A 13,588-nucleotide genomic window follows, 5' to 3' on the forward strand; every position below is an offset into this window, starting at 1 on the left:
CAGGCTGTGGGGAAGCCCTGATTCGGGTCCCGGCCCCCGTTTGCTGCAACACACCACGACGTTTGCTGGTGCGTCCTGAAAACATCCTAACCGCGCGTCACGGGTGCTCCTTACACAACTTCTTCCGGCGGATCGACATAGGCCGCCTGGACGACGTCCCTGCCGTCGGGTGACACGAGAAGCCCCTGGCCAGGTGGTCGTTTCTTGAGTTTGATCTCGCTGGAGGGAAACTCCTGTTTCTCGCCGGACAGGAACAGGGTCGGCGAACCGGCGCCGTAGGCGGCGCCCACGAACTTGTCCATCGTGGCCCGGTGGGCCTGGCTCATCTGGCAGGTGACGATGATGTGCAAGCCGATGTCCGCAGCCGCCGGCAGCAAGGGGAACAGCGGAGCCATCGGTGGCACCACGCCGCTGGCCGCGACGATCATGTGCCAGTCGTCGACGAGAAGCACCACGTCCGGCCCGTTCCACCAGGACCGTGCGCGCAGTTGCGCCGTGGTGAGGTCCGCGGGCGGCAGCCGCTTCCTCAGATTGATGGCAAACGCCTTGATGGCCTCTTCCAGGCTCGCGTTGTTGCGGTTGATCGCGCCCGCGGCGAGAAGGTGGCTCTGCGGGACGGCGTCGAGCAGCCCGGAACGGTAGTCCGCCAGCATGAACCGCACCTGCTCGGGACTGTTGCGTGCGCAAATCGCCTGTGCGGCAGCGTGTGCGATGCGCGTCTTGCCCGACTTGGGCCCACCGAAGATCAACAGATGCGGCGTTGTGTGCATCTGGTTGTAGGCGATGCCCATGTCGGATTCCCGCAGACCGATCGGCACCGTCCACCGGGTGCGGTAGTCGGCGTCGGGTCCGGGTGGCTGCGGGTCGAGTTCGTGCAGGTAGATCCGTTCGGGCAGCACGCGGACCTTCGGTGCGTGGTCGGTGTGCCGAGCGGTGATGATCTGCACCGCCTCGGCCATCGCGGCCACCAGGTTGTCGGCGCTGTGCGCGCCGTCGAGGCGCGGCACTCCCATCATCAGGTGGTGCTTTTCCATCGACACCGCCCGGCCGGGCCGGTTGGCCGGGATCTCGCGGGTGATCCGGTCGATCTGGGTCTCGTTGACGTCACCGAGCCGGAACTCCACCTTGGTGCCGAGATAGTCGCGCACCCGGGCTTTCAACTCGGTCCACCGCGGCGTCGAAATCACCACGTGCACACCGAATTGCAGGCCCTGGCCGGCGAGGTCCTGGACGACCGGCTCGAGATCGGGGAATTCCGCGACGAACGCGGGCCAGCCGTCGATGACCAGGAACACGTCGCCGAACGGATCGGCGGCCGCGGGATGGGCGGGGTCGTCGCGCATCTGGCGGTACGCGGCCATGGAGCCGACGCGGTGTTGTTTGAACATGGCTTCGCGTTGGCGCAGCACGGCTTTCATCTCCGCGACCACCCGGTTGACCCGGTCGGGCTCCGACCTGGTCGCGACGCCGCCGACGTGCGGCAGGTCCTCGAGATACATCAGGCCGCCGCCGCCGAGGTCCACGCAATAGAACTGCACCTGCCGCGGGGTGTGCGAGGCGGCCGCCGACAGGATCAGCGTCTGCAGGAACGTCGACTTGCCGGTCTGGGGTGCGCCGCCGACGGCGATGTTGCCGCTGGCCGACGACACGTCGATGCCCCACACCTCCTGGCGGTGCCGGCGCGGTTCGTCCATGATGCCGAGCCCGAAGCGCAGCGGCCGGCGCGCATGGTCGCGTTCGATCAGTTCGTTGACCGGTGTCGGATCGGCCAACGGCGGCAGCCACATTCGGTATGCGCGGATCTCGCCCGCCAGCTGGTCGAGGACCACCTCGCGCAGGACGCGCTGTTCGGGTTGCACGGTCATGGCGTCACCGCCTTGTCGAAGATCGGTGCCACGGTGAACGGGTGGATCCGCAGCCGGTTGTCGGCCTGCACGCGCGGCTTGACCTCCCCGTTGTCCTGCATTGGCGCCAACGGCTCATACGGCACACCGGTGTAGACGCTGTGGAACTTGACCGGGTCCTCCATGCCGACGCGCAGAAAGCCCACACCGCTTTCCTTGTTGGTGATGTATTGGGCCTCGGGGGTTCCGATCACCGCCTTGGACTCGGCCGAGCTGGTAGTGCGCAGCGCGATGCGGTAGGTCAGGTTGGGCTCGAGTTTGTCGATGCGCACCCCGCCGGTGTTCAACGACTGGGTAGCCAGCAGCAGGTGCACCCGCAGCGACCGGCCCACCCGGCAGATCCGGTCGAATAGGTTGATGAAGTCGGGGTGGTTCTGCAGCAGCTCGGCGAACTCGTCGACCACCACGAAAAGCGTTGGCAGCGGCGGGAGGTCGGCGCCGCGTTCGCGGTGCTTCTCGTATTCGGCGACCCCGGACAGCGCGCCGGCCGCACCGACCTGCATACCGGCCTGGCGCAGGATCGACTGACGCCGGTCCAACTCGCCGCTGAGTACCTCACCCATGCGGCTGACCAACTCGGCTTCTTCTTCCATGTTGGTGACCACCGCCGCGGTGTGCGGCAGCTTCTCCATTCCGAGGAACGTCGAGCCGCCCTTGAAGTCGGTCAACAGCAGGTTCACCTGATCGGGGTGATGGGTCGCGGCCAACGACAGGATCAGGGTGCGCAGAAACTCCGACTTGCCCGAACCGGTTGTGCCGATCAGCATCCCGTGGGGCCCGGCCCCGAATTCCGCGCCCTCCTTGATGTCGAGGTACATGATGTCGCCGGTCTTGAGTTCATGGCCGAACGGGATCCGCAGCCGGTCGCCGTCGGTATCGCTGAACATCCGCCACCGGCTGGGGGTGACTTCCTCGATCGTCTGTGCGCCGACGAGCTGGTGCCATTCGGTGGCCACCTTCTTCTGCACGCGAACGCTCTTGTCGATGATGGTGCCGGTGATCGACCAGCCCGCCAGCTTGCGCGCCACCCGGGTAGCTTGCTCCGGGGTCATCCGGTCCGTCGTCGAAGTCACCAGGCGGAACGTCGAATTGGGCAGCCGGTCGTCGGCGGTGCCGTCGTCAGCCACCCGGATGCGGTAGCCGGAGCCGCGGTGGTTGCCGAGCGTGATGACCGTGACGCCGGCGCGCCCGTCGACGGGGAATCCGGCCCGGCCGCCGGTCAGGTCGACGACGACGACGTAGGGTCCGCTGGGTGCGGCGTCGGCGGTGTGCGGGCCGCGCGCGGTCAGATCGCTCAGCCCGTCGGGCCGGGTGAACACCATCCGGGTCGGGCCCGCCGCGTCGGTGTCGGTCTGATGCGCCACGTGCGGTAACCACTTGAGCCACGCCCAGTCCGGGTCCTCGGGGTTGTCGATGAGCACCCGCATCTGCAGTAGGTCCGGCGGATGGAACACCGCGAGGTGACAGATCATCGCGGCCAGCAGCCGGGCCGCGCCCTCGGGGTCACCGCCGACAGCGATCGTCGGAAAAGTCCGCAGCTGCAACAGCTTCGGGCAGTCATGGATCAGCCCGTGGGTGCGCAGGAACTTCGTCACCCACATGTGGCTGACCGGTTCCAGGTGCGGTTGCGGGGCCCCTTGCGGTCCCGTCAGCTCGCCGCCGACCGCCGGTTTCAACAACCGGTCGACCGCGGGCTCGGTGCCCACGCCGATTCGGGTGGCGGCGTAGAAGTCCGCGGTGACGGTGCGCGACCACTGCCGGTTGGTGCCGACGATCGACAGCAGGTCCTCGGGATGCGGCGCGTGGTAGTTGAAGAACGTCACCTGCGCGGCCGCCGACGACGTCACCCTGGTGCGCAGCGACGCCAGGTAGCGCAGGTACTCCTTGCGGTCGGCGTTGATTTCGGGCACCCGCTTGCCGCCGGGACCGCCGCCGGCCATGAACCCGACCGTGGCCATGATCATCATCAGCGGCATCATCAGCATGTACGGCGACAGCTGGCGGATGCCGGTGAAGATCATGATCGCGATCATTCCGAGCATGCCGCCGCCCATCACCCACGGCAGCGCCTTCTGGATGCCCGACGGCGGAATGTCGACGCCGAGGTCATCCGGTGGGGCGACGTTGATCTCGCCGGGTGTCAAACGCGGGCCGCGCTTGATGATCGGCGTGAATTTCTTGGTGGTCATCGGCCACCTCCGGTGTTGGACGCCGGTTGGGCGGCGCCCGGGGTGTCCCCGTCGACCTTGCGTGGGTTGGGATCCGGTGGCAGCGTGTCGTGCTCGAGCAGCGCGGCCTGTTTGGTCAGCACCGGACCGTCGACAAGCATGCTCACCACCTGCCACGGCGCGGTGTTCGGCGCCGACAGCCCCAGGGTGTTACCGGTCTCTTCGTCGGGCAGCCCGTAGCGCACCCCCTGCGGATCGATGTAGTAGAGGCTTTCGCCGTATCGCGGGTCCGGTGACTGCAGCCGGATGTACTTGCCGCCGTCGATGTAAACGGTTGCGTCGCCGCCGATCTGGTCGATGCCGCTGTTCATCGCCGACGACGGGATGGGCAGGTGCCGTCCGGCGATCACGGTCGTGGCCGGGGCCTGGTCGCCGGGTTCGCGCTGCCACGACCAGCACAGCGTCGGCGCATCCTCGCGCAGCACGATGTCCAGCGGCTCATCGGCGAGCGGGGAGGCGAAGACATGTTCGGTGATGCTCGCAACGACGCTGGCCTCCACCGACGGCGGCGAGACCAGACCGTAGGAGTTGGTGGCGCGCAACGCCGCTGCCGTGGTGTCGTTGACTCGCGCCACCCCGTCGGGCAGCACCACGAAGTGCTGCTCACCGTCTTCGGTGAGCGCCTTGAAGACCGCGCCGATCACCAGGTTCGGCGGCAGGCCAACGGTGTTGGGTTCGCCCGCGCGCGGGATCTGGGGGAGCCGCCAGGGGCCGGCGTTGGGCAGCGCGTTGAACAGGCCCTCCGATATCGGGGTGGCCCTCGCGGTGACGGGGATGCCCACCGCCGACGTGACCGCACGGTCGGCGAGGTCGATGTCGTGGCGACCGTCCTTGGTGATCAACCAGTTGTCGTTCTCATACGACACCAGCACACCCTGGTCGGCGCGCATCGGACCCACAGACGAGTCGGTCACCAGCGGCCGGATGATCACCGAGGTCGCCAGCGTGGGCGTTACGCTCTGCGGCTTGGTGACGGTGTCACATAGCGTCCACGTGGGGTCGGCGCCACCCACCGGGGTTGCGTAGGGCGCACCCGGGATGCCGATCGGCTGGCCCTTGGCCATCTGGTTGAGCTCATCGGATTTCACCGCGACCGGGTCGCCTGCGTTACCGAGTACCAGCCGCGCCGACGTCAGGTTGTACACCGGCCGCAGCGAACCGGTCCCCGGCAGCGCCACGTACAACTGGTTGGTGGTGCGGTCGACGAGAAGCGTGTCGCTGCCCCGCTTTCCGAGCGGTTTGAAATACGCCAGCAGCCCTGCGCCCAGACAGATCAGCACCGCGATGATGACCCCGGTGGACACCGAGCGGCTGTAGAACTGCAGCGGATCGTCGAACATGCGGGTGTCGCGGCGCACGATCGCATGCTCGACGCGACGCAGCAGAAACCGCCATCCGCTGACCTGAACCTTGGTGGTAAGCCGAAAACTCGCCATGGGGTTACTCGTTGATGCTCAAGCGGCTGTGCACCGCTGTGATCGCAGCGGCCATATCGTCGCCGTTGATCTCGCTGAGCTGCTCCACCTCGAGGCTGTCGAAGTCCAGTGAACGCGCCAGCCGCATATCCCGGTTCTGTTCACCTGCCTCCACCAGTTGCCGGGCGTAGCGGCCGTTGCCTGCGATGTCCAACGCCGGTTTACCGTTCAGATCGCGCTCACTCAACAAGGTGGCGGCTTCGAGCACCCGCTTGGCAGCCTCCTCGGATAGATTCGAATCCGTCGATCCTGCAATGACTTTCGCGATGTCGACGATCTCCTCCGGTGAGTAGGAGTCGAACTCGATGCGGGTGGCGAAGCGGGACCGCAGCCCGTCGTTGGACTCCAGCAGCCGGTCGATGTCTGCGCTGTATCCGGCGATGATGACCACCAACCGGTCCCGGTCGTTCTCCATCCGGGCGAGCAGGGTGTCCAGCGCCTCGGTGCCGAACGGGTCTGTGCGTCCGTCGCGATCCTGCACCAGCGTGTAGGCCTCGTCGATGAACAGCACGCCGTCGATCGCGCGGTCGATGGTGCGGGTGGTCTTCACCGCGGACTGTCCTTCGTACTCGGCGACGAAGTCCTTGCGGGAGGTTTCGACGAGCTTGGGTTCGCTGATCACCCCAAGGCCGGTCAGGATGTTGGCCACCACGCGGGCGATGGTCGTCTTCCCCGTGCCGGGCGGGCCCGCGAAGATCATGTGCTTCGAGGCCTGGGCGACCTTCATGCCGCGCGCGGCGCGGATCTTGGCCATCTGGGTCGCGGCCCGGTAGGCCTCGATCTGCTCCTTGACGCGGGTCAAACCGATCTGACGGTCCAACTCGGCCTGCGCCTCGGCCAGCAGCGACTCCCGGCCCGACGTGTCCGCCTCTACGCTGGCCGGATCCCACGGGTCCTTGCGCGACGCGATCTTCTCGGCGGTGGTCGTGGTCAGCCGGTAGGTCGGATCTTTCAGCGCCGCAGCGACTTTCGGTTCTGGATGGGTGGCTTGCAGCCATTCCAGCAGCGCCACCGCGGCCTCTTCGTTGCCCTGGCTGCGCCGTGTCATCGCCAAGAACCACGCGATGGCGGGCGCGCACGCCTCGCCTGCCGGTGACGAGTTCGACTCGGTCAGCCGCCGTTCGGCCTCGCTGAACAACCCCAGGTTGGCCGCCGCCACGCCGTGCGCGACGCCGGCCGCGGCGGCCAGGAACTTGTCGGGCCACCCCGCGGCGCCCCGCACTTCGTCGATCACCTCGGTCCAGCGTTCGGCGGCCCCGTAGATCACCGCCTTGACCCAGGAGATCAGATGCGCTGCGCCGGTAGCGGGTACGTCCTCGAGGGCTTCCATCGCATCGACGAAGTTGCCGACGGAGGCTTCGTGCACCGCGAAACCCATCGTGATGGCCAGCGGTGAGTTGACCGGGTAGGTGATGTCACCGAACTGCCCGCCGATCGGCACCCTGGCGCCGACGGCGTTCATCGAGATCTCGGCGGCACCGGCGAGCTGACCGAGGTTCGCCCGCGAGTACCAGGCCCGAAACAGCGTGACCCGGTCGGTGTCGCCGCACCGGATCCGGCCGACCCAGGCGTCGCACGCGGCCTCGTCCATCGTGGTGATCTCGCTGAAGATCTCGAACGAGCGGGCCGGAGCGCTGGGCAACATCCCCACCGCGCTTCCGAACAAGTTGGCCAGTTGATCAGACACGGCCGCCCCCCTGCCTGGTCGCGAAGACCCGCTCCCGTTCGGCCGCGGCCTGTTCCGGCGTCGGGAGGGCGAGGTCGCGGGTGAGGAAGTCCCGGGTCGCGGCATCGTCGTGGCCCTGCTGGCGCATCGCCTCGAGCATGTCGGCGTACTGCGCGGACTTGGCGTCCTGGGTCGCCAGCGCGGCGACGACGACGATCTCGTCGGCCAGGTCCGCTTCGGTCATGGCGGTCGCTTTCGGCGACAGCTCGATCTGCTGCACGCGACCGTCCGGTGCCGCCGTCACCGTGACGGAACCGTCGGGGTTGGCGACGGTGAACACCGGATCCTGCGCGGTATCGGGCACGTCCCCGTCATAGACGTCGAGCGCGTCGAGGTCCGACGCCGTGGAGCCGTCGTCGGCGACGGAGAAGTCGAGCGCGGCGGCCAGGTCGTCGGAGTCGTGTGGGGTGCGGTCTCTTGTCGCCACTCAGTCCCCCTCTCCGTCAACGGGTTCGGAGGTGGGCTGATCGAACCAGGATTTCGACGGCAGGAACTCGATCAGCCCGTCGAGCGCACGCTGCAGGTTCTCGGGGCTGCCGGGCAGAAAGCTGCCGAACAGTTCGCCGTTGACGCGGCGCGGAATCGACACGATCCGGCCCTGTTGGGCATCCAAAACCCCTGCGGCGACGTCGGTTTGGGTGAAGGTACCGCCGGGATGGCGTTCTTGGGCGGTGAGCTCCACCCAGCTGGCCGGGTTGGCGATGATGTCGGCGTAGACGCGCGCCGAGGCGGGTGCGACGCCGTAGGCCGCGATCTGGTTGGCGCTGGTGCATTCCGCCAACTTCGTCGCCACTCCCGTCAGCGGTTCCACGTCGGCGGCCGTCGCGGTGCCCAGGACCGTCGTCACCATGCCCGCGAGCCCGACTTGCGGGGCGACGCGCTGCAACACCAGCATGTCGCCGTCACGGGCGGCGACGACGTGGCGATCGCCCTTGCGGCACACCACGAAGCGGATCATCTTGCCGCCGACATCGCGCCGCCACCAGCGGCCCTCCAAGGTCCGGTCGGAACGGCTGAGGGTGTCGACCATCGCCGCCACCTCCGGGTGGGGTTGGCCGAAGACGTCCAGCACCCCTTGCCGCGTCAGGTCGCGCCTGACCTGATCCCACACGATGTCGCGCAGATCCGGTTGCGGGATGTTGAGGCGGATCCCGAGCGACGCCGGAAACTCCATCAGCCCCAGTCGGTCGGCGATGACCAACATGCCATCGATGGTCACCTCTACGCCGACGACATCGTCAAGGGGCGCGGCGTCGCGGTGCGCTGACTGCAGAGCGCTCACGCTATCTCGCGGGTCGCGCGCAGATCGTCGCCGGGCATGAAGTCCTCCCTTTTTGTCGTCCCGCGGTGGCATCCGATCGGATGTCCGGTTTCAGCGGTTCCGTCCCCGGTCTCGGGTCAGACGGATCAAGATCGCCGACGACGCTTTGCCGCCCTGAGCAGGCGCACCCCCGACCCTGGTCTGCAAACCCCTTCGACGATTCAAAGAGTACCAGCGCTGCGGATGTGCTAAGTGCGCTTATTTCTGGTGGGGCAGGCGGCTACCTGAGGGACGCCTGCAGCTACCTGATACTGCAGTGAATACCGCGTTGTCCTGTGCTGATCATCTGCCCAGCAACGGAAATTCGACGGCGCCTCGAGCGTTTAGCTAGGTGCGTCCGCGTGTGCATGCGCACCGGCAGCGCACCGCAAAACGCGCACTGCACGGCCCGCCAATGCGGTTGCGCACTTTCCATACCGGGCCGTCTGGAAGTTTGCTACGGGGCACTGGTCGCCGCCCCCCGAGCCGCGTCGTCCCGTAGTTGATACTTGAGCAGGGGCCGAGACCAGAACCTTCGGTGAGGAGACGCGTAGTGACCGACCGCGATGACGCATTGCGGAAAGATTTGGGCTGGACGGGCACCGACGAGAGCGCCGTGGAGCCTGCCGCCGTCGAACCAGAGCCCACGCCGCCGCACCCGCCGGTGCCGCCGCCGCACCCGCCCGCGGATATTCCGCCGGGCAGGTTCGGTCCGCCGCCGGGTATGCCGCGCGATACCGGACCGCTACCCGGTGGCGTCCGGCCCGAGCCCGGACCGTGGCCCGGGCCGCCCGGCAGGCCGCCGCGCCCGCCCGCCGGTCCCGGTTCAGCAAGGCCGTCGGCGCCGCCGCCCCCGCCCGGTGGTCCGCAGTGGCCGGCCGGTGGATATCCGCCGGATGCACCGCCTGCGCAGAGCCCGCCCGGCGGCTCGTACGCCGATCGCATCCGCGCCGACGAACTGGTGCCGGCGCGGCGGGTCCCGCCGGGTCGCGGCTGGCGGTTGGCGCTGTACAAGGCCAGCTTCGGGTTGATCAACCTGGGACCGGGCCCCGACGAGATCCGGCAGCGCCAACTCGAGGCCAAGATCCAGTCCCCGATGCGCGGCCACTTCAAGGTCGGCGTGATGGGCAAGGGCGGTGTGGGCAAGACGACGGTGTCAGCCAGCATCGGCTCGGTGCTGGCCGAGTTGCGCCAGGACGACCGCGTGGTGGCCATCGACGCCGACACCGCGTTCGGCAAGTTGGGCAGCCGTATCGACCCGCGTGCGCAGGGCTCGTACTGGGAGCTGGCTTCTGACCAGCACCTGGAGACGTTCGCCGATGTGCGCAGCCGGGTGGGCAACAACGCCGCCGGGTTGTTCGTGTTGGCCGGTGAGGCGACGCCGGCCCGGCGCCGGGTGCTCGACCCGGCGATCTACCGGGAGGCGACGTCGCGGCTGGACCGCCATTTCACGATCTCGATCATCGACTGCAGTTCCACGATGGACTCCCCGGTCACCCAGGAGGTGCTGCGCGATCTGGACGCGTTGGTCGTGGTGTCCTCGCCGTGGGTGGACGGCGCGGCCGCCGCGGGCCAGACGCTGGACTGGCTGGCCGCCCGGGGGCTGACGCCGCTGTTGGCGCGCACCGTCATCGTGCTCAACGATTCCGACGGGCATGCCGATAAGCGGACGCGTTCCATTCTGGCGCAACAGTTTTCCAGTCAGGGGCAGGCGGTCATCGAGGTCCCGTTCGACGGGCACCTGCGGCCGGGCGGCGTGATCGACCGCACTGCGGAGATGTCGCCGGCGACCAGGCGGCGCTTCCTGGAGATCGCCGCGGCGCTCGCCGAGCACTTCCCCACCCAGGATGACCGCCGACGCCACTAGTCAGCGCCAGTCGAGTTGTGCGATCAGCTCTTCGATCGCGCGCGCCGCGGCGGCCGACACCGGTTCTTCGGATTCGGCGCCGGCGATGTCGTCTTCGGAAACCGCTGCAGCTTGGGCAGTTTCGGCGATGGTGAGGTTGGCGCTGCGGCGCGCGGCGTAGAGCCGCTGCCCCAGCGTGGCGTGTGGTGAGCGCGCGGCGCGCAGCATGAGCGCGTCGTAGCGGCCGCGCACCGCGCTCAATGCCTTGATCAGCGCCGGGGTGACGCGGCTGATCCGCGCGGCGCGCGCGGCGACGGACTCGAGCTGGCGCAGGTCGGCCAGAATCTTGGTCACCCTGGGGCTGAACTCGGGTGCGTCGGCAGGCGGTAACGCATCAATGGCGGACGCGAACGTGCCGACCGCGGTCACGACCGCCTGGGCGATCAGCGGGATCTCGTCGGCGCCCGTCTTCGCGGGCGGCTCGGCACGGGTCTGCGCCGGTTCGCCCTGCCGGAGCCGGGCGATGGTGCCCGGCGGCCAATTCAGCACCTCCTCGAGCTTTGCTCGAGTGCGTTCCCTTGGCCAGCTGCGACCCTTTTCGAACGCGATCAGCGCGCCGGCGTTGATGATGCCGTCGGCCGCCAACCGGCGCTGGCTGATGTTGAGCTCACGACGCCGTGCGGCGGCGGCCGCGCCCGCACGCACCAGGCCCGGATCCAGCGTCTCGGCCGACGCGTCGGTCGGCTCTGGCTGGCTCATGGACGACGGTTCCTGTCGAAGAAACGGGGCGAACGGCCCCGCAATCCTATCCGCCGGCGGCCCGACCGCTACACCTTGGGTGGTGTGTCTGCGTCACCTTGTTGTCGCGAAGCTACATCTTCTCCCGAGGCTGAACTGAAGCACCGCTACGGCTTCGTGGACGGCGCTCCGCCGCAGTTGGCGGTAGTTTTGTCGCCTTGCCGCGATGCATGCTGGCCAGGGCAATGGCGAATTCCATCGCTGTAACTGTTGCATTGCTACGGTTTAGTTCGCTACGTTGTCGTCAGCGCGGCGCAGCGGCCGCAGACCAGCAGAGGAGCGACAACCATGAACTCAATCGGATGGGACGAAATGCCCGTCGGCGCCTGCACCCGCGACCCCGAGCGCTGGACGACATCGGCCGATCAGGTCGCCAAGGCGATCTGCCGGGCATGCCCCCGTCGGTGGTTGTGCGCCCGCGAAGCGTGCGAGCTACCCCGCGCCGAAGGGTTGTGGGCCGGCATCGTGGTTCCCGAGGGCGGTCGCGGGCGCACGTTTGCTCTGCGGCAGCTGCGCTCGCTGGCTGAGCGCAACGGTTACCCCGTCCGACCCCGCCGCCTGTACGCCGAGCCCGCCTGACGAGGCGGTGCCCGCCGCCGGTTCTCGGGGGGTCGGCGGCGAGCGACCACGCGACCACGCCGCCTACGCCGCCGCCCCGAACGTTCCTTACCGCTCGAAGTTTCGGCAATTTTTCGAGTGGTAAGGAACGTTCGCGCTCACCAGGTGTCGACGAAGCGGCGGCGCGCAGCCCGCTCTTCGCCGCCGGCCGCCGCGGTCAGGGTGTCGATGATGAGCCTGCGGGTGTCGGCCGGGTCGATGACATCGTCGATCTCGAACAGCGCAGCGGCGTTGAGCGCCTTGGCGTTCTCCTGCGCGGCCGCGGTGGCCTGACGGACCCGCTCTTCGCGTTCGTCGTCGTCGGCGATGGCCTCGAGCTCCTTGCGCAGCCCCAGCCGCACCGCACCTTCAAGCCCCATCGGACCCAGGTGCGCACCCGGCCAGGCCACGGTGAGCAGCGGCTCGTGCAGGCTGCCGCCGGTCATCGCCTGCGCGCCGAGCCCGTACCCGCGGCGCAGCACGACCGCGATCAGCGGCACGCTCAGCGCAGCACCGGCGACCAGCATCCGCGACCCGCGTCGCACCAGCGCCTCGGCCTCCGCGGCCGGCCCCACCATGTAGCCCGGGCAGTCCACCAGGGACACCACCGGCAACCCGAACGCGTCGCACAGTTGCAGGAACCTGGCCGCCTTGTCCGAGGCGGCCGCGGTGATCGCCCCGGCCATCACCATGGTGTTGTTCGCGAGCACACCGACCGGGCGGCCGCCGATGCGGGCCAGCGCGGTCACCATCTCCTTGGCGAAGCCGCTACGCAGAAATGTCACCGAACCCTCGTCGGCGAGCGTCTCGACGATCGGCGCCACCTGATAGGCCCGCCGCGCACGTTCGGGAACCATTGTGCGCAAACCAGTTTGGTCCGCGCACGGTCCCGGCGCCGTGGCGCCCTGGAAGTAGCCGAGCAGCCGCTTGGTCACCGCCACGGCCTCGGCCTCATCGGCCACCACGACGTCGACCACACCGTTGGGCGACTGCACCGCGATCGGGCCCACGTCGTCGGGCGCCACCTCGCCGAGCCCGCCGCCGGCGATCATCGCCGGCCCGCCCATCCCGATCGACGCGTCCTCGGTGGCCACGATCAGATCCGCGCACCCGGCGATGACGGCGTTGCCCGCGAAACAGCGGCCCTTGACGATCGCGATGCGTGGCACCACACCCGACAGCGCCGCCCACAGCTTGAACGCCCGCACCTCCAGCGACGACACGGTCGGATAGTCGGTGTCGCCGGGCCGTCCCCCGCCGCCTTCGGCGAAAAACACCGTCGGCAACCGCATCCGCTCGATCAACTCGAACAGCCGGTCCTTCTTGCGGTGCCCGAGGGCGCCCTGCGTGCCGGCGAGCACGGTGTAGTCGTAAGACAGCACCGCGCACGCGCTGCGCTCGGCGTCGAACAAGGCGCCGTTGATGCGCGCCGTTCCTGCGATCAGCCCGTCGGCGGGGGTGCGCGCGATCAGATCGGCGAGGTCGCGGCGGTGCCGTTGGGCGGCGATCGCGAACCGGCCGTATTCGACGAACGACCCTTCGTCGACCAAGTCGTCGATGTTCTCCCGTGCGGTGCGACCGTTGCTGGCGTGCCTGCGTGCGACGGCCTCGGGGCGGGCGGCGTCCTCGGTGAGCGCCCGGCGACGCATCAGTTCGGCGTGATCGTCGCTCATGGCGTTCGATGTTATCCACAGGCTGTTGGCCAGCGAGCCGA

Annotated in this window: 10 protein-coding genes; 2 read left to right on the top strand and 8 right to left on the bottom strand. The window is 68.5% G+C overall.

Annotated features, from left to right (window positions below):
• Nucleotides 1-110: 110 nt before the first annotated feature.
• The 6 genes from eccCb to ABQE93_RS04055 are packed head-to-tail and all read right to left on the bottom strand — an operon-like array spanning nucleotide 111 to nucleotide 8,537.
• On the bottom strand, nucleotides 111-1,865 hold the full coding sequence (gene eccCb / locus ABQE93_RS04030) for a type VII secretion protein EccCb (RefSeq protein WP_448405981.1): 1,755 nt from the start codon (nucleotides 1,863-1,865) through the stop codon (nucleotides 111-113).
• On the bottom strand, nucleotides 1,862-4,093 hold the full coding sequence (eccCa, locus tag ABQE93_RS04035) for a type VII secretion protein EccCa (protein WP_448405982.1): 2,232 nt from the start codon (nucleotides 4,091-4,093) through the stop codon (nucleotides 1,862-1,864). Before eccCa ends, eccCb begins: the two co-directional genes overlap by 4 nt.
• Nucleotides 4,090-5,568, bottom strand: coding sequence for a type VII secretion protein EccB (gene eccB, locus ABQE93_RS04040; protein WP_448405983.1), 1,479 nt, complete (start codon nucleotides 5,566-5,568; stop codon nucleotides 4,090-4,092). The genes eccCa and eccB overlap by 4 nt, the downstream gene beginning before the upstream one ends.
• A gap of 4 nt (nucleotides 5,569-5,572) precedes the next feature.
• On the bottom strand, nucleotides 5,573-7,294 hold the full coding sequence (gene eccA / locus ABQE93_RS04045; protein WP_448405984.1) for a type VII secretion AAA-ATPase EccA: 1,722 nt from the start codon (nucleotides 7,292-7,294) through the stop codon (nucleotides 5,573-5,575).
• On the bottom strand, nucleotides 7,287-7,760 hold the full coding sequence (locus ABQE93_RS04050) for a YbaB/EbfC family nucleoid-associated protein (RefSeq protein ID WP_448405985.1): 474 nt from the start codon (nucleotides 7,758-7,760) through the stop codon (nucleotides 7,287-7,289). Before ABQE93_RS04050 ends, eccA begins: the two co-directional genes overlap by 8 nt.
• Nucleotides 7,761-8,537 (bottom strand): ESX secretion-associated protein EspG, encoded by a 777-nt coding sequence (locus ABQE93_RS04055; protein WP_448406516.1) that lies wholly within the window; start codon nucleotides 8,535-8,537, stop codon nucleotides 7,761-7,763. It abuts the gene before it with no gap.
• Between the two features lie 649 nt (nucleotides 8,538-9,186).
• On the opposite strand from ABQE93_RS04055, the gene ABQE93_RS04060 reads away from it, so the two are divergent.
• Nucleotides 9,187-10,500 (top strand): MinD/ParA family ATP-binding protein, encoded by a 1,314-nt coding sequence (locus ABQE93_RS04060; RefSeq protein WP_448405986.1) that lies wholly within the window; start codon nucleotides 9,187-9,189, stop codon nucleotides 10,498-10,500.
• On the opposite strand, the gene ABQE93_RS04065 is transcribed toward ABQE93_RS04060, so the two are convergent.
• Nucleotides 10,501-11,238, bottom strand: a complete 738-nt coding sequence (locus tag ABQE93_RS04065) for a transcriptional regulator (protein WP_448405987.1) — start codon at nucleotides 11,236-11,238, stop codon at nucleotides 10,501-10,503.
• A 327-nt stretch (nucleotides 11,239-11,565) separates the two neighbouring features.
• Between ABQE93_RS04065 and ABQE93_RS04070 the strand changes: the two genes are divergently transcribed.
• Nucleotides 11,566-11,856 carry a WhiB family transcriptional regulator gene (locus ABQE93_RS04070; protein WP_448405988.1) on the top strand — a complete coding sequence of 97 codons (291 nt, stop codon included), beginning with the start codon at nucleotides 11,566-11,568 and terminating at the stop codon, nucleotides 11,854-11,856.
• A 137-nt stretch (nucleotides 11,857-11,993) separates the two neighbouring features.
• On the opposite strand, the gene ABQE93_RS04075 is transcribed toward ABQE93_RS04070, so the two are convergent.
• Nucleotides 11,994-13,547, bottom strand: coding sequence for an acyl-CoA carboxylase subunit beta (locus ABQE93_RS04075; RefSeq protein WP_448405989.1), 1,554 nt, complete (start codon nucleotides 13,545-13,547; stop codon nucleotides 11,994-11,996).
• Nucleotides 13,548-13,588 lie beyond the last annotated feature (41 nt).

The organism is Mycolicibacterium sp. XJ662 (genome assembly GCF_053484035.1).